Below are 21,409 nucleotides of genomic sequence, written 5' to 3'. Positions count from 1 at the left end.
GGCGGATGGCAAGGGGGCAAAGTCAAGGACGATGGCCGGGTCACGCCACGTTGACGATCGCGAGGACCGCCTCGCCGTTGCAGCGCCCCGCGTCGGCGTCCCCATAGCGGAAGGCGGTCTCGGCGGCCAGGAACGCGGTGCCGTTGGTCCGGGCCCGCCGGGTGACGGACCGGAACTCCATCTCGCCCCAAAAAGCGCGGGGGTTGACCGGTCGCCGGAAGGTCGCGGTGAAACGGGCGATCAGGATGTCCGGGAGCTGGTGCTTCCAGAAGTCGTCCAGCGTCCAGGACTCGAACCCCGTCCCCAGCCCCTCCTTCACGGACTTGGCGACGAGGTAATACATCATCTGGTTGTAGCAGATGTTCACCTCGACGGAATTCAGATGGCCGGTGTCGTCGATGTAGCACGAATCCGGGATCGCGAATTCACAGCGGGCGACCGCCCGTCCGGCCTCGTTCTCGCTCACGATCGCGGAACGCAGGTATTTGCAGTGGTCCTTGTAGGGTGCAAGGACGCGGCTCAGCAGGTCCTCGTCCGTGGGGTGCTGCTGGGCTATGGAGGAGAGGGTCATGCCGCCTCGATTCCGTCGTGGAGCCTGCGCTCGTCGTGCACGGTGACGCGGTACGAGACGGTCGGCTCGGGGGTGGTGGTGTGCCGGGCGCGGTGGACGAGGCTGCGGTTGTCCCAGACCAGCAGGTCGCCCTGCTCGAAGCTCTGCAGGTGGATGCCGTCGTGCGTGAAGGTCTCGTCGAGCTGGCCGGTGGCCTCGAACAGCCGCTGCAGCAACTCCTCGTCGAGCGCCCTGCCGCCGGCATCCTCGATGCCGACGGTGAAGCCCTCGCTGATGTAGAGGACCGTCTCGCCGGTCATGGGGTGGATGAAGGTGGTCGGCTGGACGACGGCCGGGGTCTTGCGCTCCACCTCTTCGATGATCTCGGAGAGGGGGCGGTAGACGTCGTGCGGCCGGATCTTGAAGTACTTGCGCACGGAGTGTCTGCACCGCGTTCCGGCGATCTCCTTCTTGAGGTCGTCGGGCAGCTGCTCGTACGCCCGGCCCATGTCGATGAAGTACGTGCCGCGGTTCTTCTGCGGAACGACCTGGGGGTGGATGAGCGTGATGCCGAAGGGGTCCGGCATGAACTGGTAGTCGGCGTGCCAGAATTTGCCGGTCTTGGGGACGCCTATCTGCTTTCCGTTCTCGGGCACATTGGAGGAGACGAATATCTCCGTGACCTCCGGGTGGTGGTACATCGGCTCGTAGTACGTCTCGGGGCGCCCGAGGCGCTTGCCGAGCGCGAGGAACTCCTTGGGGGAGAGGTCCTGGCCCTTCAGCACGGCGATCTTCTTCGTGTAGACGGTGTGCTTGAGCGCGGCGATGTCGGCGTCCGAGGCGATGGTGTGGTCGAAGCCCTCGACGGTCGCGCCGAGCGCCGTGCCGGGCTGGTCCTTGATCTGCATGGGGGTACTTCCTTCCGTGTACGCGGAGAGAGGAGTTGGGGCTAGGGCCTGTCCGGTGGATCTTGCCTGGGACGTGGGGGTGTGGCACGCCCATCTGCCGCGTTGTCGTCGGTTGCCGACTCCCCCAAGCTCTCGGCTCCGCTCGACCAGGGGGCACCCCCACGCGTCGCCGCCCTCCTCCGCCTTGCAGCATTGGGGTCTCCCCTGCTCGAACGAGGTTGAGAGCTTGGGGAAGCACCACACCCCCACTCACCGGCACCGAAACGGCGTCCCGGACCGAAGGCGGCCAGATCCACCGGACAGGCCCTAGACGCTGGTCGTCCTGCGGCGGGCGAGCACAGCGACCGGGATGAGCAGGGCGAGCGCACCGCAGCCGATGGCGCCCGCTATCGCGAACACGGCCGTACGGATGCCGTCGAGGAGCCCGGGGCCGGAGGTGTTCTGCCCCACGCCGCCGGCGGCCGCGACCAGTACGGCCAGGCCCACCGCGCCGCCGACTTGCAGGGTGGTCGACGCGAGACCCGAGGCGACGCCCTGGTCATCGGGAGCCACCCCGGCGGTCGCGGCGATCCACATCCCGGTCCACGCCGCACCCTGACCCAGGCCCAACAGCACGATCCCCGGCAGGAGTTGCGCATACGAGCCGTCCGAGGTGAGCGCCAGACCGAGGGCGCCGGCTCCGGCGGTGCCGAGCACCATGCCGCCCACCAGCATGCGCCGCACCCCGAAGGCGGCCACGGCCCGTTCACCGACCTGTGTACCGACGGCCGCCACCACGGCGGGCACCAGGAACGCGAGCCCGGTCGCGACCGCGCTGTAGCCGTGGACGGTGTGGAAGTACAGGGTCAGGAAGTACGGCACCGAACTGAACGTGGCGCTGAACAGGGCGGTCACCCCCATGGCGGTCAGCGGGCCCCGGTGGGCGAACAGCCGTGCCGGTACGAGCGGTTCACGCGAGCGCCGCTCGATGACGGCGAAGAGTGTCAGCAGAGCGGCGGCCAGTGCCGCGCTGGTGAGGGACGCGGGCGTGTCCCAGCCCTCGGCCGGGGCCCGTACCAGCAGGAACACCAGGAGGGTGATGCCGCCCGTCGCGGTCAGCGCGCCCGCCGCGTCGAAGCGCCGCGCGCGCTCGCGCGGCCCGTCCGCCGGGAAGCACAGCCATCCGGCCACCGCCAGGGCCGCACCGACCGGCACGTTGACGAAGAACACCGACGGCCAGCCGAACGCCTCCACCAGGACTCCGCCGAGCAGCGACCCGAAGCAGAGCCCGCCGGCTCCCGCCGCACCCCAGACCGCCAGGGCCCGGTTCCGGGCGGGCCCTTCGGCGTAGAGCGTGCTGATCAGGGACAGCGTCGCCGGGAACAGCAAGGAGCCGCCGATGCCCTGGACCGCCCGGACGGCGACCAATGCGCCCGGCGTCTGCGACAGACCGCCCACCAGCGAGGACCCCGCGTACAGGAGCGCCGCGAGGACGAACATCCGGCGCCGTCCCAGCAGGTCGGCGGCCCGGCCGCCCAGCAGCAGGAAGCCCCCGTTGGCCACCACGTAGGCGCTGACCACCCACTGCAGGTCGTGGTCGGAGAAGCCCAGCCCGGCGCCGATGTCGGGCAGCGCGACGTACACGATGTTGTAGTCGAGCGAGATGACGAGCTGACCCAACGCCAGAATGAAAAGGGGCATCGTTTATCACCTCCTCGGGATCACGATTGACAAAATTTCCATGACAGGAAATTGGATGTGCGGCAGAAAATTCCGGTGGACCGGTTGTTTTGCGTCACCGTAGCAGCCTTGATTGCTCTGGGGGAACGGTCACCCCGGACGGGTTTTTCGCCCGATCGGTCAATATTCGGGCAGCCCGGAAAACCGACAGTCGAAAACTGCCGGGTCGATGAAATGGGGAAGGGGCCGAGATTCCCTCGACGGAATTATTGCCCCCGCTTCATCCGTCCCCCATGAGCCGGCGGACCTCGGTGACGAGGGTGGTCAGCGCCCGGCGCTCGGGCAGCGTCGTCTCCGGGTGCCACAGGTCGATGAGCAGGCATGTTCGTGGCCGGGTGCCCGTGTTACGGGCCTCGTGCTCAAAGGAGTAGTCGAAGAGCAGGCACTTTCCCTCTTCCCATGACCGGGTCTCACCGGCGACCGTGATGCCGCACCCGTCGGGGATGTCCACGGCGAGATGCAGGTTGATGCTGAAGTTCCACAGGTCGCAGTGCGGGTCGATGACCGCACCCGGCAAAAGGGTGGAGAAATGGGATTCGAGGAGAGGGCAGATCTTCTCCGTGTCCACGGCTGCTTCCTTCACCACTCGATAAGCGGTGGGAGCCGTGGCCGCCGACTCCTCGACAAGCCCTCCGGCACGGAACACGTAGAGGGCCTGCCAGTTCTCCTGGCGGGTCAGATAGTGCTCGTAGTCCGAGAACGCCTCCCGCCGTGTCTTCCACGCGGCGCTCAGCTCAGCCTTGATCGCCGGATGGTTCGCCTCCAGTGCGTGGACGACGGGGGCGAGTTCGGCATACGCGTACGGATCGTGCCAGGGAGTGGGGGAGAGGCCGGGCATGATCCACTTCGCTGCCCGCTGCAACGGATGGCGTTCACCCCCGCCGCCCGGCTCCAGCATCCGCTCGACCCGGACGATCGACTCCGCGCCGAACTCGGCTCTGAGCGCCGCGAAGACGCGCTCTGTCTCCGGTGTCATACGAGCGTGCCGATCGCCGCCGGACCGGGCCCCGCCGGACATCTGCGTTTCACGTGTGCCGAACCACCTTCGTCCCGAAGTTCCGCGCCCCGCCCTGCCGAGCGCCTGCGCTGGTCGGCGGGCGGGGAGCTGTGCTGTCGGACTACTAGTCGGCCGAGGTCAGGGTCGAGTTCCCGGGCTTGTGGCGTGTTTTCCCGAGCGCGCCGCTGGCTGAAAGGCCCGCAGCCGCAGGCTGTTGGCGACGACCAGCACCGAGCCGGCGGACATCGCCGCCGCGGCGAGAGCGCCGTGGGATCGAGCGGCCGTGCCGTTCAGTATTGAGCGGATTGCATTGGTCGTGCCTGCCCCGGCAAGGGCAGGCACGCAACAGCCGAGGAAGGCAGTCTTCTGTGCCTCTCCGGGTACTGGACCGCCGGCCGGGGTGACCAGGCGTCGGGCTCAGGCGGCAGCCGTCGGCGGGCGCAGGGTCTCCCGGTGTGCCCGAGCCGTGGCCATCAGTCCGTCGAGGGCTTCCCTGGTGCGGGTGAGGTCGGCGATGTGGTCGCTGAGCCGCTCGCGCTCGTGGGCCATCCGTTCCAGCGCGGCGTCGGAGTGCTCGGTGCTCGGCGAATCGACGCACGGCAGCAGTTCGGCGATGGTGCGGCTGGACAGGCCCGCCGCGTACAACCGCTGGATGAACGTGACCCGTTCGATCTCGTCGTCGGTGTAGTGCCGCTGCCCGCTGGGACTGCGGGTGCTGGTCAGGAGCAGTCCCTGCTCCTCGTAGTAGCGCAGGGACCGGACGCTGACTCCGGCCCGTGCCGCGAGCTCCCCGATACGCATGCCGTCCTCCCGATCGTGACCTGGGCCACACAGCTTGCCTCTGACATCAATGTCAGGTTTTAGCGTAGCTGCTGTGCCCGGCCGACGGGCACAGCGGAGCACGAAGGAGCCCTACGGTGACGACCCTTTTCGACAGCCATCGAGTTGGTGAACTGACCCTGCCGAACCGGGTGGTGATGGCCCCGATGACCCGGGTCCGGGCAGCCGCCGGCGGTCTGGCGACACCGTCGATGGCGACGTACTACGCCCAGCGGGCGACCGCCGGGCTGATCGTGAGCGAGGGGGTGCAGCCGAGCCTGATCGGGCAGGCCAACCCGGGGACGCCGGGGCTGCACACCGTCGAGCAGACCACGGCGTGGCGTCCGGTGACCGCCGCGGTGCACGCCAACGGCGGACGGATCTTCGCCCAGATCATGCACGGCGGGCGGGTCTCGCACGCCGACATCACCGGGTTCCAGCCCGTCGGGCCTTCGGCCGTCCCCGCCGTCGGCGAGGTGTTCACCCCGACCGGGCCGAAGCCCATGCCCGTACCCCGTGCCCTGGAGACCGCCGAGGTGCCCGAGCACGCCCGGTCGTACGCCGAGGCCGCCCGCCGCGCCGTCGACGCCGGTTTCGACGGCGTGGAACTGCACGGCGCCAACGGCTTCCTGATCTCGCAGTTCCTCTCCTCCAACGCCAACGTGCGCACGGACCGGTACGGCGGCTCGGTGGCCAACCGGATCCGCTTCGCCGTCGAGGCGGCGTCCGCCACCGTCGAGGCCGTCGGCTCCGCCAGGACCGGCATCCGCCTCTCCCCGGGCGGAACGTTCTGGGGAGTGGCGGAGGACGACGTTCCCGAGCTCTACACCGCTCTGCTGGCCGAGCTCGCCCGCCTTGACCTGGCCTACGTCCATCTTGAGGCCACCATCGAGGAGGACGTGCTCCTCGGCCTGCGCCGGGCCTGGCCGGGCACCCTCATCGTGAACCCGACGCTCCCGATGGGACCGAAGCAGACCGGCCGGACCGATGCGGACCACTGGCTGGGGCTGGGCGCCGACCTGATCAGCTTCGGTCGCGCCTTCATCGCCAACCCCGACCTCGTCGAGCGCCTGCGGCTGGGAGCGCCGATCGCCCCGGTGGACGAGGCCACCTTCTACCAGGGTGGCGACGCGGGGTACCTGACCTACTCGGCGTATCAGCACGCGAGCTGACGCTGATCCCCCGTGCCCCCGGCGGCGGCGCGGCGGCCGGCGGGAAGCCCAGGACGACTCTTGTTGCCGGATCGGCAACAAGAGTCGTCCCGTACTTGCCCGTCCTCGCATGATGGAAGCGCTGATCATGTCATCCGGCCGTGGATCGAGACCTCTGGAGAGTCAATGCCGCAGCAACGCACCGACGTCATACACCGGTTGGTTCCCTCGCCCGCGGGCCGCATCCACCTGGTGGAGCAGGGCACCGGACCGCTGGTGCTGCTCGTGCACGGCTTCCCCGAGTCCTGGTACTCCTGGCGCCACCAGCTGCCCGCGCTGGCCGCCGCGGGGTACCGCGCGGTCGCCGTCGACGTCCGCGGCTACGGCCGCTCCTCCAGGCCCCTGGCCATCGACGCGTACCGGATGTTGGAGTTGGTGGAGGACATGACCGCCGTTGTGGGTGCCCTGGGCGAGCGGTCGGCGGTGATCGTCGGTCACGACTGGGGGTCCGTGATCGCGGCCAACTCCGCCCTGCTCAGGCCGGATGTCTTTCGTGCGGTGGGACTGCTCAGCGTTCCCTACGCCCCGCGCGGCGGGCCGAGGCCCAGCGAGCTCTTCGCCCGGATGGGCGGGGACGAGGAGTTCTATGTCTCCTACTTCCAGGAGCCGGGGCGGGCCGAGGCCGAGATCGAGCCCGACGTGCGAGGTTGGCTCGCAGGGTTCTACGCCGCCTTCTCGGGAGACACCATGCCGACGCCCGATGCGCCCGACCCGCACTTCGTCGGCCCCGGCGGGACGCTCCGCGCTCGGTTTCCCTCCGGCCCGGGGCCAGCGTGGCTGAGTGAGAGTGATCTCGACTTCTACGCCGGGGAGTTCGAGCGGACCGGGATGAGCGCAGCCCTGGGCCGCTACCGGAACATGGATCGGGACTGGGAAGATCTCGCCGACCTCGACGGCGCCCCCATCACGCAGCCCTCACTGTTCATCGGCGGCGGCCTGGACGCATCCACCCACTGGATGGCCGATGCCATCAAGGCCTTCCCCAGCACGCTCCCCGGGCTGACCTGTACTCGGATCCTTGAGGGCTGCGGCCACTGGATCCAGCAGGAGCGCCCCGCCGAGACCAACCGGCTCCTGACCGACTGGCTCGACTCGCTGCCCGCCTGAAACCCGACGTTCGTGGCCCCTGTCCGAGCGGTCTGCCCCGCCCACCCGGCTGGGCGGGGCGGCTGACGTTCGCTCAACGCGGCCGCTCCCGGCCGGAGCACTCTGCGGGTGCTTCCTTCAGGTACGGCCCACGCCTGTCCAGGGCGTGCCCGGGAGGCGAGGACCATCCTCATGGATGGTTTGGAGGAAAGCCCGGACGAGGGCGCTGTTGCTGGATCGGGGCCAGACAGCGGCGTATTCGAAGCGGGGGAGGTGGGGGAAGGGTAGCCAGGCGGTGTCGGGGCGGGCGTAGTACTGCTCGGCTCGTGCGGAGGCGAAGGTGACGCCTTTGCCGGCACCGACCATGGCCAGTGCTTCTTGCCAGTATCCGGCGACGAGGTGGGGGATGGGCCGGCCCGAGGGGGTCTGGCTCGGGCAGTGGTACTCCTGCCAGTACTGGGGTATGGCCGCGTTGAACGTGATGATGGTGGTGGCTGCGAGGTCTTCCAGTGTCACCGCGGTGGCGCGGGTGAGTGGGTGCTGGTGGTGGATCAGGAGCTTGCGGTCTTCGGCGATGAGGGCGGGGCCATGGGCCAGGTCGGGTTCGTCGACGGGCAGTTCGGTGATCTGCAGGTGGACCTGGCCGCTGCGGATGGGTCCCAGGGGGTCGGAAAGCTGGATCTCCTGGATACGGACTTCCGCGCCGGGGCAGCGGGCGGTGAGTCTGTCGGCGGCTCTGAGGACGAGCTCGGCTGCCATTGGGCTGGAGTAGCCCACTCTCAGCACTTCGCGCGCACCCCGTGCGGCAGCCGTGGCATCAGCGAGGGCACGTTGCACCTGCTGATAGGCGGGCAGGAGGTCGTCGCGCAGTCTCATACCCACCGGGGTCAGGGCCACTTTGCGGCTGGTGCGCTCGAACAGCGGCGCACCGATGCGGCGTTCCAGCTTCTGGATGGTCTGGCTCACCCGGCCCTGGGCCAGCCCGAGGCGCTCGGAGGTGCGCCGGAAGTGGAGTTCCTCGGCCAGCGTCAGAAAAGCCTCCATCTCATGCCGTTCCACGGTCGGTGCTCCTTGCGGTTGTTGATTGGTGAGTGTGACGCACCGATCGTAGATGATCTTGGTATTGATCATGGCTTCGCGGACGTGGAGAGTGAGTGCCGGGGAGCAACGACAGCGCACGGGTGGTTTTCCCGGCGCGGAAGTGTCTGCGTCCTGGGCTGTGTCGACGGGCCGGTGTTCGCACGCGAGCCGCAACGTCGTCACAGTCGTCAAGTTATGGTTTTTTGAAAGGTCCGTTGTGAAGTTCATGGGAAGGGCTGCGGCTATTGCCGTGGCCGCAGGGTCGCTGGTCGTACTGACGTCGACGGCGAGCAGCGCCAGCCCGACGACGTTCGTCAACTGGGGTAGCTCGAAGTGCCTGGAGATCGAGAACTCCAGCACCGAGAATGGCGCCCACGCCCAGCAGTGGGACTGCAACGGCCAGGATGGTGCCCACTGGGAATGGGAATGGGTGGGGCCGGGTCGGCAGTACTTCATCAAGAACGTCCACTCCGGCAAGTGCCTTGAGGTGGAGAACGGCAGCAAGGACAACGGCGCCACCGTTCAGCAGTGGACCTGCAACCCGCAGGCTAGGGGCATGCTCTGGATCAAGCCGGGTGCCGGGGGCTGGATCATCCGCAACTACGGGTCCGGCAAGGTCCTGGAAGTGGAGAACTCCTCCACCCGCAACGGCGCCCGTGTCCAGCAGTGGGACGAGAGCGCCACGGCTCCCGGGCAGCGTTGGGGCTAGTGGGGCCAGGCACCCGCTGGCGTCCTGAGTTCGTGATGCGCCGGCAGTAGCGGGCGAGGGGCGCGAGGATCTCGTCGGCGGTGTTGTGCCACACAAACGGCAGGGCATATGGCTCCAGTCCTGGACTCAGTGGGTGACACCGCGGTCGAGCAGCTGGAGTAGCAACTCTCCGCCTTGTGAAACGCATTGGCCGCTCCCGAGTGCATCGATCGGGGGCGGCCGCTCGCTTTGCCATCGCATGCGACGAACCCGGTGACGGCGACGGTCGTCCCCGGATACCGGTCGCCATGGATGAGGTCAAGGTCGTCGCCGCCCATTCCGAGCGGGCGCCCCTGCGCGTCGGCGACTTCGACGTCGCGCCTAGTGCGGGTGCGTCATGCGAGAAGGGAGTATTCGTGACCGTCATGAGACGTGTAGCGGCATCCTTATTAGGGCGGCGGCAGTCATGCTTCACTGTCGGCCTAGACGGAGTCAGCAGCTGCGGATCCGACTCTGGTCAAAACGAAGGAGACCGTGGCAGGATCTTCGAGTGCCCGCCGAATTTGGACACTCGGCCAGTAATTTGGTAAGCGCATTGTCGATAGCGTCCGCGTGACCCCGAATTCCGGGAACGGATCCACGGCGCCTCCTGCCCAGTGCGGCCGCGCGGATCCCGGGGGAGGCGATGCGGCAAGCGCGTGGCGGCCGGGCGCGCGGGCAGCGTCACGGCGAGCTTATCGGTGACGTCTTCAGCGAGGGCCGCGAGCGCGGTCTCGCGTGTGAGGGGCCGTGCGCGGTCGGCCTGGCTGCCGCTCCAGCAATCGCCGGTGTGCACGGCGAGTGGGTGCTGCTCGTCGCGGCCGCCGATGCTGTATTCGATCAGCCAGGCCGAGGTCGCGGCTGGTTCGTGCGGGCTGCGCCACATGTCACGGCCGGCGAGTTGCGAGGGCTGCTGCGCTTCTGGCCGACCGTTCCGGCAGACGCAATTTCTTCGCATTAGGCTGTCCCCATGAGTGCCCGAGCGACCACACGCCCCGGCGGGCGCAGCGCCCGCGTCCAGCAGTCCGTGCATCAGGCGGTCCGTGATCTTGAGGCGGAGGTGGGGCGGGATGCGCTGACCGTGCCGCTGATCGCGGCCCGTGCGGGGGTCACGCCGTCCACGGTCTACCGCCGCTGGGGGGACCTGCGGGAACTGCTGTCCGACGTGGCCGTCGAGCGGCTGCGTCCGGACGCCCCGCCGGCCGACCACGGCGGCCTGCGGGCGGACCTGGAGGCGTGGACCGTGCAGTTCGCCGAGGAGATGTCCTCGACGGCGGGCCGCACGTACATCCGCGACGCCCTGCTGGGCGACCCCGGGCAGGGCAACGCGGCGCGCTGCTCCGACTACGCCGCCGAGCAGCTGAAGGCCATTGGTGTACGCGCGGCCGGGCGCGGGGAGGCGGTGCCGGACCTGGAGACGCTGCTGGACGTCGTGGTCGCCCCGCTGATGTACCGGATCCTGTTCCGCCCCTCGGAGCTGTCCCCGGCGTACGCCGGCCGTTTGGTGGCGGCGGCGCTCGGTCGCGCCGGGTCCCCTCCGGGCAGCTAAAAGCTAAGGGATTGCGTTTCGGGGCAGCATCACCCTAGAGTGCTTAACGCAAAGTGTTCGCCTTAAGGCTCCCGTGTCGCGCGTCGACCGCGCACGACCTGGCCGAGGCCTGCCCTTTCCCCGCACGCCACCCCGCCCGCACCGTCCAGCGCCCCCGGAAGGGTCCACCGATGAGCACTGTCACCCCCCGCCAGGCCACCCCCGCCACCAGCACGGGATGGAGCCTCGGCGGCATCGTCGTGCGCCGCGTCGACGAGATCGAACTGCCTCGCCAGACGGGACCGTGGCTGCTGCCGGGCGCCACCCCGGAAGTGCTGGACGAGGCGTCGTGGCTGCGCCCCGACTTCGCCGACGCCGAGGTCCCGCGGTTGGCGAGCCACAGCTTCGCGGTGGAGGCCGGCGGGCTGCGGATCGTGGTGGACACCGGCATCGGCAACGGCAAGACCCGCGCCAATCCGGCCTGGAACGGTCTCGACACCGATTTCCCGGAGCGGCTGGCGGCGGCCGGTTTCCCGCCCGAGTCCGTGGACCTGGTGATCACTACGCACCTGCACACCGACCACGTCGGATGGAACACCCGCCTCGCCGGCGGGGACTGGGTCCCCACCTTCCCCAACGCCCGCTACGTCACGAGCCGCACCGAGTGGGACCACTGGGCCGCCACCGACCTGGACGAGGCCCGCACCCAGATGTTCCGCGACTCCGTTCACCCCGTCCGTGACGCCGGCCAGTACGACCTCGTGGACGTGCCCGAGCAGGGGCACGAGGTCGCGCCGGGCGTCCTGCTGGTGCCTGCCCCGGGCCACACCCCGGGGCAGGTCGCCGTGGAGCTGCGCGGCAGCGGCCGGCGAGCGCTGATCACCGGCGACAGCATCCACCACCCCGTGCAGCTGTCCCACCCCCACGTGCACAGCTGCGTCGACATCGACCCCGCCCAGGCGATCCGCACCCGCGCCCGGCTGCTCGACACCCTGGCCGACACCGACGCACTGCTCCTGGGCACCCACTTCCCGCGGCCCACGGCCGGCACCGTCCGCCGCGAGAGCGGCCGCTACCGGCTGCTCGCCGAGCACGGCGCCGAGATCCCGGCCACCGAGGCCTGACCACGAAGCCGGTCGCCCGCGCCCGGCGGTGTCACCTGACGCCAATCCTTAGCTTTTAGCGCCTTCGGGTACTCCGCCGCTCCCTCTCGATCAAGAATCTCGACCAGGAAAGAGGAGACTCATGTCCGCCGTCGAACTCACACCACCGGAAGCCGCCCGCTGGGCGGCCCGCGCCGGGCTTGTGCTGCCCGCCGAACGCCACGCCGCGGTCGCCGCCGTCGCCAACCACATCCACGGCGTCGTCTCGGTCCTGCGCGAGCTGGACTTCGCGGACGTCCCGCCCGCCGCCGCCTACAACGCCGGACAGGAGCCGCACCATGCAGCCGTATGAGCTGACCCTCGCCGCCGCCGCGGACGCGGTCCATGCCCGGCGACTGTCCCCCGTCGAACTGGTCGACTCCGTCCTCGACCGCATCGAAAAAGTGGAACCACACCTCGGCGCCTACGTCACGCTCACCGCGGAGCAGGCACGCCGGGCGGCGCGCGAGGCCGAACACGAAGTAGCGCACGGCCGATGCCGGGGGCCCCTGCACGGCATCCCGATGGGACTCAAGGATCTGATCGATGTCGCCGGGATGGCCACCACGGCCAGCTCCCGGGTACGCGCCGACCATCGCGCGACGGCGGACAGCACGGTCGCCGCGCGGCTGAGCGCGGCCGGCGCCATCCTGCTCGGCAAGACCCACACCCACGAGTTCGCCTTCGGCCTCACCACTCCGCAGACCCGCAACGCCTGGGACCACGGCAAGGTGGCCGGTGGTTCCAGCGGCGGCTCCGCAGTCGCCGTCGCATCCGGCACCGCGACCTTCGCCCTGGGCACCGACACCGGCGGATCGATCCGGGTACCCGCCGCACTCAACGGGGTCGTCGGCCTCAAACCGACCTACGGTCTCGTCCCCCGCCACGGCGTCACCTCCCTGTCCTGGTCGCTGGACCACGTCGGCCCGATCACCCGCACCGTCCAGGACGCCACCCTGGTCCTGACCGCGCTGGCCGGACACGATCCGCGCGACCCCGCCTCCCTGTCCGTGCCCGCCATGCACTACCAACCCGGTGCCGGCACGGACCTGACAGGACTGCGCATCGGCCTGCCACGCACCTACTACTTCGACAACGTCCATCCGCACGTGGAGAGCGCCGTGCGGCACGCGATCGGGCAGTTGGAAGCCCTGGGCGCACACCTCGTCGAAGTCGACATCCCGATGACCCGTTACATCCAGGCCACCCAGTGGGGCCTGATGGTGCCGGAGGCCGGTGCCTACCACGAGAACACCCTGCGCACGGTCCCCGAGCTGTACCAGGAGGACGTCCGCATCCTCCTGGAAGCAGCCGAGTTGATGAGCGCCGGTGACTACATACGCGCGCAACGCGCCCGCACGCTCATGCGCGCAGAGTGGGCCCGCATACTGGAGGACGTCGACGTGATCGCCGCCCCCAGCGTCCCGATGACCGCAGCCGGCGCCGACCAGGAGACGGTCACCTGGCCCGACGGCACCATCGAGGCCGTCTCCGACGCCTACGTCCGCCTCAACGCCCCCGCCAACATCACCGGGCTTCCGGCCCTGACCGTTCCGGTCGGCCACGACCCGGCCGGCATGCCCATCGGCATGCAGCTGCTCGGCCCACCCCTCGGCGAGCCCACGCTCCTGCGCATCGGCCACGCCTACGAGCAGACACAGCCAACCCGGGAACTCGCCACGGTGGCTTGAGCGAAACGTACGGGCGTGCCGCGCACATCAAGATCGCGGACACGCCGACGTGGTCCCGTTCTGTGTCCCGGCCGTGGCATTCCAAGCGCATGGCTGCGTGACCGGGACACGAACCCGGTGCGTACCGGTGTGGACGATGACACACACGGTACGCATCGTCGCAATGCCGACAGGCGCGCTCACCCCTCGCGTTCCAGGTCGATCAGCTCGAAGGAGACCTTGCCGTCGAGGGATTCACGGATGATGTCCGCGTGCCCGGCATGCCGGCCCATCTCCTGGACCAGGTGGAGCAGCATCCACCTGATCGTGACGCGCCCGTCCTTCGGGAACCAGGGTGCGGGCGGCAGGGGGAAGGTGTCGTCCAGGCTCGGCACGGACCGGATGAACGCCTCGGTCTCCTTCGCCACGTCCTCCCAGAAGGCCAGGGTCTGCGGGATCGTCTCGCCGTCGAGGAGCCGGAAGGCTTCGTTCCAGGTGTCCTGGGTCCGCTGCCGCTCGTTCGGCCGCTGCTGGGCGAGCCGCAGCCAGGCGAGCTCGACCTCCGCGACGTGCTTGATCAGGCCGGAGAGGGTCAGCTCGCTGGCGCTGGGGCGGCTTGCCGCCTGCTCCTCGGTGAGACCGAGGGACGCCCTGACGATCGCGGCGCGCTGGGCCTTCACGAAGTTGAGGAACGCCCCGCGCTCGTCTCCGGGGGCCTCTGCGGGAACAAGAGCAACCATGACGTCCGCCTTCCGTCTGCTGTAACCGTGGCTGGTGTGCCTCCAACACCTCCACGTTATGCGCCCTTGCGGACAGATTCGGTCCTAGATAGGGGATCGGCCGCGAGAATGCTGGACCGAGATCCGCTTCTGGCTGGTGGTGAAGGCCTCGATCATCGCCTCACCGCGGTGACGTGGCGTGTCGGGCGTGGTTTGCTGGTGCCGGAATCCGAGTAGTGCGCGGGTGAGAGCGCCGGCCCGGCATCCGGTGCCGTTACGGCAAGGGCTTCGATGGCCCGGTCGGCCGCTGTTGGAGCAGCGCAACGCAAGAAGGGGCGTGGCGTACCGCCGCTGATGCAGACGTCTCCCCGCGACCAGGGGCGTCTCCTGGCCGCCAAGTGAGAAACACTCAGTCAGGTCCGGCGACTGCGGGCGGCTGTGAACCTACCTCTGGCACACCGTCACCCCAACCACATCCCGCACTGGTCTCACTGGCGCCTACGACGCCAAGCCGTCGCCCACCACCGCCACCGCCACTACCAACGCCGAACCCGCAGACAGCACCCCCCGGCAAGCCGCCCCCCGATGGACTCGGGGAGCAGACCAACTGTTCTGGGACAGACGGCTGTTGACTCTTGACCAGGTCTTCGTCGGGCGATGAGTGCTGGAAGATCGCGGTGCTGCTCGACGTTGCTCCGGGTGTGAAGATCAGCGAAGCATCCAGAGTCAGCGGCGTGAGTGCGCGATCGTTGCGGCACTACGAGAATGAGGGCTTGATCGTCCCTGGCCGCTTCAGCAATGGGTTCCGCGACTACTGCCAGTCCACTATCGACCGGGTGCTCGTCATCCGCTCGCTGCTGGAGTCCGGGCTGCCCGTGCGGTTGATCAGAGACGTTCTGCCCCGCCTCACGGATGGATCCGGTGCCGGCACGGAGGTGGTGTGCGCGGAGTTCCTGCATGAGGTGGAGAGCTATCGCGATCGGCTCGCTGCTCGCATCGCCGTTCTCAGCGATCAGCAGGCGGCTCTCGACGCCTACCTGTGTTCCAGCCGCCGCACTGATCTGGAGCAACACTCAAGGCCTGTGGATCAGCCCCGGGCGGGACGCGGAGGGCGTGCCTTCCCGAATGATCCTGTGACGGCCGCCGAGTAGGCCCGCGTCCGCAGCGCGGGCCGGGAAGGCACGCCCGTGCTCAGCGCAGTCACTGCCGAGGGTTCACTGCGTCCGGCTCCCTGATCGACGAGATCGTCCGCGAGGGCGCCCGGCGAATGCTTGCCGTCATGCTGGAGGATGAAGTCAACCAGCACATAGCCGAGTTGGCGGCCGAACGGGACGAGCGCGGGCACCGCCAGGTGGTCTGCAACGGCCACCATCGGCCCTGGACGGTGACCACCGCGGCCGGGCTGGTCGAGGTCACGGCGCCCCGCGTGAACGACCGCCGCGTGGATGCGGCCACCGGCGGGCGTAAGCGGTTCTCTTCCAGCATCCTGGCCCTGTGGTGCCGCAAGTCCGCCAAGGTCCGCGAGGTGTTGCCGCTGCTCTACCTGCACGGACTGTGGTGCGGCGACTTCGTGCCCGCGTTGGAGCGGCTTCCCGGCTCCTCGGCGGGGCTGTCGCTCGCGACGGTGACCGGGCTGACGAAGCAGTGGGCCGACGGCCACGCCGCGTTCGGGGGACGGGACCTGTCCGACCGCGATCCCCCGGCTCACTCCTTCCGAAGCGGACTATCGTCGCGTCAGACGATGCTGAGGATCCTCATACCCGACCCCCATCTCCACGCCGTCGCCTAGCCAATGGTGGAAGCGGCCTGCACCATTCGCGACTTCGCTGAGTCCGATGCCCTGGACACCGCGCAGGAAGCCGCACGGGCCGCTCACGACAACTCTTTGCAGACGCCGCCCGGTACATCGAGCCACTTCGGGCGCGTGAGACCGGCAAGCGCCGACCGATATCGGCGTCTGACCTGATCCACGACTCTCGACCCTTGCTCCAGACTCCAGATCTCGATGACCGCCACTTGACCTTGACGTAAGTGTCAGACTCCTACGTTCGGTGCATGGAGATCGACGAGCAGCAGCACACCGCCGAGCAGGCCGTACGAGCACTGGTCCAGCAGTCGCACCGGGGACCGAAGGATCTGGCCCTCACGACCGATCATCGCCGCCCGGCCCCAGGGCCCGGCGAGTACCTGATCCGCGTCGGCGCCGCCGGGGTCAACTTCGCCGACGTCATGCAGACCCATGGAACCTACGGAGGAGGCCCGCAGGCGCCCTACGTGGCAGGTTTCGAAGCCGCAGGCGAGATCGTGGACGTCGGCCCGGAGGTCGAGACTCCGCTCCAGCTCGGCACCCACGTCGTCGGCGCCGGGGCGGGCGCCTTCGCGCAGTACATGACGATGCCTGCCGCGGGTGTACTTCCCGTCCCTTCCGGCTGGAGTGACGCCGAAGCGCTCGGCCTGGTACTGAACTGGGCCACGGCATTGGCGGCGTTGAAGCCGTTGGGCGAGGTCAAGACGGGCGAGGTGGTGCTTGTTCATGCTGCGGCCGGAGGCGTAGGACAGGCCGCCGTCCGTCTCGCCCGCCACTACGGTGCGCGCGTGATCGCCACGGCGTCACCGGCCAAGCACAGCACGGTCAAAGCGCTCGGGGCCGACGAGGTCCTGGACAGCCGACACCCCGATCTGGCCGCGGAGATCACCCGCCTGACCGGCGGGGTCGACCTGGTGCTGGAATCAGTGGGACAGGCCACGTTCGAGACCAGTCTGTCGGTCACGAAACCCTTCACCGGACGGGTCGTCGTGTTCGGCGCCGCGTCCGGAGACGCCACTCTGACCACGCACGACCTGATCTTCACCCATCAGGTCCAAGTCAAGGGTCTGCACATCGGTGCGCTGGCGGACGCGGCCCCGTCCCTCTACCAGTCGCTGCTCGTCGAGATCGACGCTCTCATCGCCCACGGCGTGTACCCTCCCGGCACCCCCCAGGTTCACCCCCTGGCCGAGGGGGCGATGGTCCTGCAGGAACTCGAAGCGGGCCGGACACGCGGCAAGCACGCCCTCGACCCCTGGCGCTAGGAACCGGCCGTGACTCACCATGACGCCCGGAATGCGGCCCGGACAGCGCCTTCACCCCAGTCTCTTCCTCAGGCGGTCGCGCCGGTCACCGGCCTACCGTTGCCGATTTGTGGCACCTGCGGTGTGCAGTACGGCGCCGCCCGCGCTGAGTGCCCGGTCTGTCCGGACGAGCGGCAGTACGTCGCCTGGGCAGGTCGCCTGGCTGGTCGTCGCGTCGGGCGGGATGGACAGGCACCCGTCCTGGCACCCCAAGGTGATGGAGGTCCTGGCTGCGCCGGTACCCGGTGATCTGTCATGAGCGGCAGGCACCGAAAACAGCACGTACCAGGGATTCACGACCGAAGGGTGGGCGGTCGTGACCGCATCTTGCTACCGCATGTCGCTGCCCGGTCGGCAGTCCTCGTGATCCGGTAACACGGGTGCGGCGGCAGTTCTGGCATATGTGCACCGCGCTTGTGGTGGGGTGCTGGTGGCGGTGTCCGGCGCGGTGCTCTCCCTCGCCCGGGTCCGGCCGTGGAGTCGGCGGATCCCGGCCCGCCTGATCGCCGCCCCGGCGGGGATCGCCTCGATCGGCATGACGCTCTGGGGCTTCACGTACTTCGCGATGCGGAACCTGTTCGCCGCCGGCCGCGTTGTCCCGGCCCTGCCTTCGCCGCGCGGGACGCCTGGCGTCGTAGGTGAGATCGGGGTTCTGGTACGGATCTTGGGGAGCGACCGCGGAGCGTCATCGCTGTGGTCGAATGCGCTCGTTGAGTGGCTACTCAAGGGCTCGGTAGCCAGGTGACGGATGAACCAGCTCGGGGTGGTCCACTACGTACCGTTCGCCGTGGATCGCCAGCATCGCCCAGTGCCATGCCTCGTCGTGAAAGATCAGCCCGCGGAAAGGCGCCCCGGCCGGCTCGTATCGGTAGCACTCCAGGGCGGCCTGCCTGGCCTCCTCCGGCGCCAGCCCGCCGTGATGCTGCATGACCCATGCGTAGCCACGCCGCTCGGACCGCAGGCAGTCGAGATACTCAGCTTCGTTCCATGTCACGGGGCAACGGTAGACCGTTCGTCGAAGGGGGCGGCGGCCACTGGAGCAGGATCATCTTGGGGAGGAGTTCGATTCCGGCTCGTCCGTGGAGCTGCCTCTTGATTTTCTTGATGCGGTTCACGGCGCCCTCGTTGATCGAGCGGCTCTGAGGAGAGGAGTGGCGGGACCGGGAACCGCACACCCGAAGGCTGCCGGGCAGGGCTCTGTAGGGCTTGGCTACGGGGATCACTCGTGTGGGTGATGCTGCCCCGGTGGGGTGGTGCGGGAGGCTGCTCGTGTCGTCAGGAAGGAGCGGCCGGTGGTCACCGGCTGGTGGTCACCATGGGGATGAGTCCTGAAGTTGAGCGGGCGCTGGGCCCGTTCGGAGTGTCGCAGGCCCGCGGGGAAGCGCGTCACGCGCGTCACGCGCAGTGCGCGGTGCGCACGGACAAGATCACCGATCGGGCGAATGTGGTGCTGACCGGTACCGAGGACATGCAGGTTCAGGTGTGGTTCACCCACCCCGCGTGCATGCCCTCGACCGTGACACAGCTGCGTGAGCGCTCGCGCAACCCGCACGACGACATGCTGATGCCCGCCCGCTGGCAGCGCACGGCCGGGGAGAGGGGGAGTACACGCTGTACTACGGGCCTGCCGGTCTTGATCTGGCCTGCCGCACCGGCGCCTGGACGTGGCCGTGCGGGACGGCCGCCTTCTGGCCGCCCGGGTGCGGTGCATGAACCGGCGGGCGCTCCAGAAGGAAGCCGCCGACGAACTGGAGCCATCACACCGCCTCGAAAGGACAAAGAGTCCCGTGAGCAAGAAAAGGGTTCGTCCGCACGGCAACGGCCATACGGCTGGGCCAGGCCAGGGAAAGGCCAGCCGATCCAAGCGCGTGTCCGGCAAGTTCGTGCGCATGTACCGCCGCTATCACGCGTGGCGGGCCCCGTTCCCGCTGTGGGGGCGGATTGTGTGCGACATCCTGTTCTGGGCTGTCACCGCTGCCGCGGGGTACGTAGCAATCGGCGGCCTGTGCGGAGCAATCCTCATCGCAGCCCCCCTTCTCGGGTTCTTCGGGCTCGCGTCGAGCAAGGAGCACGACGACGGCATCGACTGGAGCGACCATCGAATGGGAGGGCAGCCCAAGAACCCCGGGCCCAAAATTTAGGTGCGGTGCATCGCTGCGGGCACGCCCGACGTGAAGTTGATCACCGCCGTCATCTGCCGTTGCCAGCGTGACGATGTCAGCGGCGTCCCTTGTTGGTGTGTACTCTCGCCGACCGACAGCACACTCGCCCGGTCCGTGAACGCGCTGACCTTGGCTGCGCCCACCCCTCTTCAACCGGTTCGCCGCATCGCCGAACCGGTTACGCGATCGACACGCCCCCGCGCTGCCGATACCTGGGCCGGGAGGGTTTCTTCGGTGGCGGTGCCGCACCGGTTGAGCGCCGGTGCGGCACCGTGTGGCACAGGGGTCAGGCCTTGACGTTCACCCCGGCCCAGGCGGCGTCCACGGCCTTGACCTCGGCACTGTTCGCACCGTATAGGTCGGCGGCCGCCTTCAAGGTGCCCTGGCGGGCGCCGTGGTAGTCGGTGGTGGAGGTGAAGTACGTGGTCAGCGCCTTGTACCAGATCTGCACTGCCTTGTCGCGGCCGATGCCGGTGACCGTGGAGCCGTCCACGGTCGGGCTGTCGTAGTGCACGCCGTTGATGTCCTTGGCGCCGCTGCCCTCGGACAGTAGGTAGAAGAAGTGGTTGGCGACACCGGAGGAGTAGTGCACGTCGAGGTTGCCGACGTCGGCGCTCCAGTAGTCGGCCGAACCGCGGCCGTCCTTGCTCGGCTTGTCCTGGTAGCGCAGCGGCGTGCCGTTGCCGAAGAGGTCGATCTTCTCGCCGAGCAGGTAGTCCCCCTTGTCCTGGGGGTTGTTCGCGTTCCACTCCACCGCGGTGCCGAAGATGTCCGAGGTGGCCTCGTTCAGGCCGCCGGACTCGCCGGAGTACTCCAGTCCGGCGGTGGCGGAGGTGACGCCGTGGCTGAACTCGTGGCCGGCCACATCGAGCTCGGTCAGCGGGTGCTGGTTGCTCGCGCCGTCGCCGTAGGTGATGGTGAAGGACGCGTCGTCCCAGTAGGCGTTCTGGTAGGCGTTGCCGTAGTGGACGCGGGAGACCGGGGCCCGGCCGTCGTTCTTGATGCCGTTGCGGTGCAGGACGTTCTTGTAGAAGTCCCAGGTCTGTGCGGCGCCGTAGGCGGCGTCCACGGCAGCGGTCTGGTTGTTGGCGGGGCTGCCGGTGCCCCACTTGTTGTCCGCGTCGGTGAAGACAGTGCCATTGCCGCTTGTACGGTGCTTGAGGTCGACGGTGCTGGAGCCGCCGCGCACGCTGTCGACGAGGGAGTAACCCGTCGACGACTTGGTGGTGTTCAGGCTGACGGTGCCGCTGTACTGGCTGGCGCCGGTGCCGACCGCGCCGACCTGGGCGTTGGCCGGTGTGCGGGCTCCGGAGCCGCTCTTGGCGGTGATGCCGTCGGCTATGTCGTCGATCAGTTGGATCTCGTGCAGCTTCTTGCCCGTGTTGGCGTCGGTGATGACGCGCAGTCGGCTCGGCGTGACGCCGTCGTGCTGGGTGCCGGTGACGACGCTCTCGTAGGCGAGGACGGGCTTGCCGTCGGCGGCCCAGATGACCTTGCGGGGGGCCTCGCCGGCGGCGGCACCCGTGGTCTTCGCGGCCTTGGCAGCCTTGACCGCGGCGGACGTGGCGGCGGTCGGGGTCAGTCTCGGGGCGAGCGAGGGGACCTTGATGGCGGTCTTGACGGCCTTGGTGACGTCCTTGACGGCGCCGTCGGCGCCGCGGTGGACGATGAGGTCGCCGCCGAGGACCGGAAGACCGGCGTAAGTACGCTCGTAGCGGGTGTGGACCGTGCCGTCGGCATCCTTGATGACGTCCTTGACGACCAGCTTCTCCTTGGCGCCGAGGCCGAGTGCCTGGGCGGTGGCCGCGACGGAGGTGTCGCCGTGGCCCTTGGGAGCCGCACCGGCTGATGCGGTGGCGGCCCCGGTGGCGAGCAGGGTGCCGGTGAGGACGGCGGCGCCGGTCGTGAGGGCGAGACGGCGAGTCCTGCCGCCGGTGGGGGTAAGTGCAGACATGTGGTTTCTCCAGAGAGGCATGGGGA

Annotated in this window: 20 protein-coding genes and 1 pseudogene; 11 read left to right on the top strand and 10 right to left on the bottom strand. The window is 68.9% G+C overall.

All coding sequences use genetic code 11. From position 1 onward, the window contains the following. Positions 1–40: 40 nt before the first annotated feature. The 5 genes from ACGFRG_RS00770 to ACGFRG_RS00750 form a co-directional block, all read right to left on the bottom strand. Positions 41–571, bottom strand: a complete 531-nt coding sequence (locus ACGFRG_RS00770) for an FcoT family thioesterase (RefSeq protein ID WP_393259939.1) — start codon at positions 569–571, stop codon at positions 41–43. Next, the gene (locus ACGFRG_RS00765) at positions 568–1,458 is read right to left on the bottom strand and encodes a TauD/TfdA family dioxygenase (RefSeq protein WP_361416373.1); all 891 of its coding nucleotides are present in this window, start codon (positions 1,456–1,458) and stop codon (positions 568–570) included. The genes ACGFRG_RS00770 and ACGFRG_RS00765 overlap by 4 nt, the downstream gene beginning before the upstream one ends. A gap of 306 nt (positions 1,459–1,764) precedes the next feature. Continuing rightward, positions 1,765–3,138 carry an MFS transporter gene (locus tag ACGFRG_RS00760; protein WP_393259935.1) on the bottom strand — a complete coding sequence of 458 codons (1,374 nt, stop codon included), beginning with the start codon at positions 3,136–3,138 and terminating at the stop codon, positions 1,765–1,767. Positions 3,139–3,397: 259 nt separating this feature from the next. Beyond that, entirely contained in the window at positions 3,398–4,153 is a 756-nt protein-coding gene (locus ACGFRG_RS00755) for an aspartyl/asparaginyl beta-hydroxylase domain-containing protein (protein WP_393259933.1), read from the bottom strand. A 438-nt stretch (positions 4,154–4,591) separates the two neighbouring features. After that, positions 4,592–4,975 (bottom strand): MerR family transcriptional regulator, encoded by a 384-nt coding sequence (locus ACGFRG_RS00750; protein ID WP_361432368.1) that lies wholly within the window; start codon positions 4,973–4,975, stop codon positions 4,592–4,594. Positions 4,976–5,091: 116 nt separating this feature from the next. Between ACGFRG_RS00750 and ACGFRG_RS00745 the strand changes: the two genes are divergently transcribed. Further along, positions 5,092–6,165: an alkene reductase gene (locus ACGFRG_RS00745; protein ID WP_393259929.1), complete on the top strand. Its 1,074-nt coding sequence runs from the start codon at positions 5,092–5,094 to the stop codon at positions 6,163–6,165. Positions 6,166–6,330: 165 nt separating this feature from the next. Further along, the gene (locus ACGFRG_RS00740; protein WP_393259927.1) at positions 6,331–7,311 is read left to right on the top strand and encodes an alpha/beta fold hydrolase; all 981 of its coding nucleotides are present in this window, start codon (positions 6,331–6,333) and stop codon (positions 7,309–7,311) included. Positions 7,312–7,428: 117 nt separating this feature from the next. On the opposite strand, the gene ACGFRG_RS00735 is transcribed toward ACGFRG_RS00740, so the two are convergent. Further along, entirely contained in the window at positions 7,429–8,421 is a 993-nt protein-coding gene (locus ACGFRG_RS00735; protein ID WP_361432375.1) for a LysR family transcriptional regulator, read from the bottom strand. A 199-nt stretch (positions 8,422–8,620) separates the two neighbouring features. Here ACGFRG_RS00735 and ACGFRG_RS00730 point away from each other — a divergent pair, with 199 nt between their 5' ends. Then, complete coding sequence (locus tag ACGFRG_RS00730) at positions 8,621–9,079, top strand: RICIN domain-containing protein (RefSeq protein WP_361432377.1); 459 nt, start codon at positions 8,621–8,623, stop codon at positions 9,077–9,079. Positions 9,080–9,575: 496 nt separating this feature from the next. Here ACGFRG_RS00730 and ACGFRG_RS00725 read toward each other — a convergent pair whose 3' ends face one another. Then, positions 9,576–9,983 carry a DUF6233 domain-containing protein gene (locus ACGFRG_RS00725; RefSeq protein WP_393259922.1) on the bottom strand — a complete coding sequence of 136 codons (408 nt, stop codon included), beginning with the start codon at positions 9,981–9,983 and terminating at the stop codon, positions 9,576–9,578. A gap of 84 nt (positions 9,984–10,067) precedes the next feature. On the opposite strand from ACGFRG_RS00725, the gene ACGFRG_RS00720 reads away from it, so the two are divergent. From ACGFRG_RS00720 to ACGFRG_RS00705, 4 genes are all read left to right on the top strand, one after another. Beyond that, the gene (locus ACGFRG_RS00720; RefSeq protein ID WP_361432382.1) at positions 10,068–10,646 is read left to right on the top strand and encodes a TetR/AcrR family transcriptional regulator; all 579 of its coding nucleotides are present in this window, start codon (positions 10,068–10,070) and stop codon (positions 10,644–10,646) included. A gap of 170 nt (positions 10,647–10,816) precedes the next feature. After that, positions 10,817–11,749, top strand: coding sequence for an MBL fold metallo-hydrolase (locus ACGFRG_RS00715; protein ID WP_393259918.1), 933 nt, complete (start codon positions 10,817–10,819; stop codon positions 11,747–11,749). Between the two features lie 121 nt (positions 11,750–11,870). Continuing rightward, on the top strand, positions 11,871–12,080 hold the full coding sequence (locus tag ACGFRG_RS00710) for a hypothetical protein (RefSeq protein ID WP_361432386.1): 210 nt from the start codon (positions 11,871–11,873) through the stop codon (positions 12,078–12,080). Further along, positions 12,067–13,458 carry an amidase gene (locus ACGFRG_RS00705; RefSeq protein ID WP_393259915.1) on the top strand — a complete coding sequence of 464 codons (1,392 nt, stop codon included), beginning with the start codon at positions 12,067–12,069 and terminating at the stop codon, positions 13,456–13,458. Before ACGFRG_RS00710 ends, ACGFRG_RS00705 begins: the two co-directional genes overlap by 14 nt. A gap of 179 nt (positions 13,459–13,637) precedes the next feature. On the opposite strand, the gene ACGFRG_RS00700 is transcribed toward ACGFRG_RS00705, so the two are convergent. Then, positions 13,638–14,177, bottom strand: coding sequence for a DinB family protein (locus ACGFRG_RS00700; RefSeq protein ID WP_393259912.1), 540 nt, complete (start codon positions 14,175–14,177; stop codon positions 13,638–13,640). Positions 14,178–14,791: 614 nt separating this feature from the next. Between ACGFRG_RS00700 and ACGFRG_RS00695 the strand changes: the two genes are divergently transcribed. From ACGFRG_RS00695 to ACGFRG_RS00685, 3 genes and pseudogenes are all read left to right on the top strand, one after another. Then, entirely contained in the window at positions 14,792–15,307 is a 516-nt protein-coding gene (locus ACGFRG_RS00695) for a MerR family transcriptional regulator (RefSeq protein ID WP_393259909.1), read from the top strand. Between the two features lie 80 nt (positions 15,308–15,387). After that, positions 15,388–15,852 (top strand): annotated as a pseudogene (locus tag ACGFRG_RS00690) (transposase); the annotation flags it as partial. Between the two features lie 359 nt (positions 15,853–16,211). Then, entirely contained in the window at positions 16,212–17,228 is a 1,017-nt protein-coding gene (locus ACGFRG_RS00685) for an NADPH:quinone oxidoreductase family protein (RefSeq protein WP_393259906.1), read from the top strand. A gap of 757 nt (positions 17,229–17,985) precedes the next feature. Here ACGFRG_RS00685 and ACGFRG_RS00680 read toward each other — a convergent pair. Further along, positions 17,986–18,261, bottom strand: a complete 276-nt coding sequence (locus ACGFRG_RS00680) for a hypothetical protein (RefSeq protein WP_361432400.1) — start codon at positions 18,259–18,261, stop codon at positions 17,986–17,988. Between the two features lie 670 nt (positions 18,262–18,931). On the opposite strand from ACGFRG_RS00680, the gene ACGFRG_RS00675 reads away from it, so the two are divergent. Further along, the gene (locus ACGFRG_RS00675) at positions 18,932–19,408 is read left to right on the top strand and encodes a hypothetical protein (RefSeq protein WP_393259904.1); all 477 of its coding nucleotides are present in this window, start codon (positions 18,932–18,934) and stop codon (positions 19,406–19,408) included. Between the two features lie 307 nt (positions 19,409–19,715). Here the strand turns inward: ACGFRG_RS00675 and ACGFRG_RS00670 are convergent, their stop codons facing one another. Next, positions 19,716–21,383 carry a M4 family metallopeptidase gene (locus ACGFRG_RS00670; RefSeq protein WP_393259901.1) on the bottom strand — a complete coding sequence of 556 codons (1,668 nt, stop codon included), beginning with the start codon at positions 21,381–21,383 and terminating at the stop codon, positions 19,716–19,718. Between the last annotated feature and the right edge of the window lie 26 nt (positions 21,384–21,409).

Origin of the sequence: Streptomyces sp. NPDC048696, from assembly GCF_043198895.1 — a bacterium.
Taxonomy (GTDB): domain Bacteria; phylum Actinomycetota; class Actinomycetes; order Streptomycetales; family Streptomycetaceae; genus Streptomyces.
The sequence above is the reverse complement of the archived record's forward strand: the minus strand, read 5'-3'. Positions and strand labels throughout refer to the sequence as shown.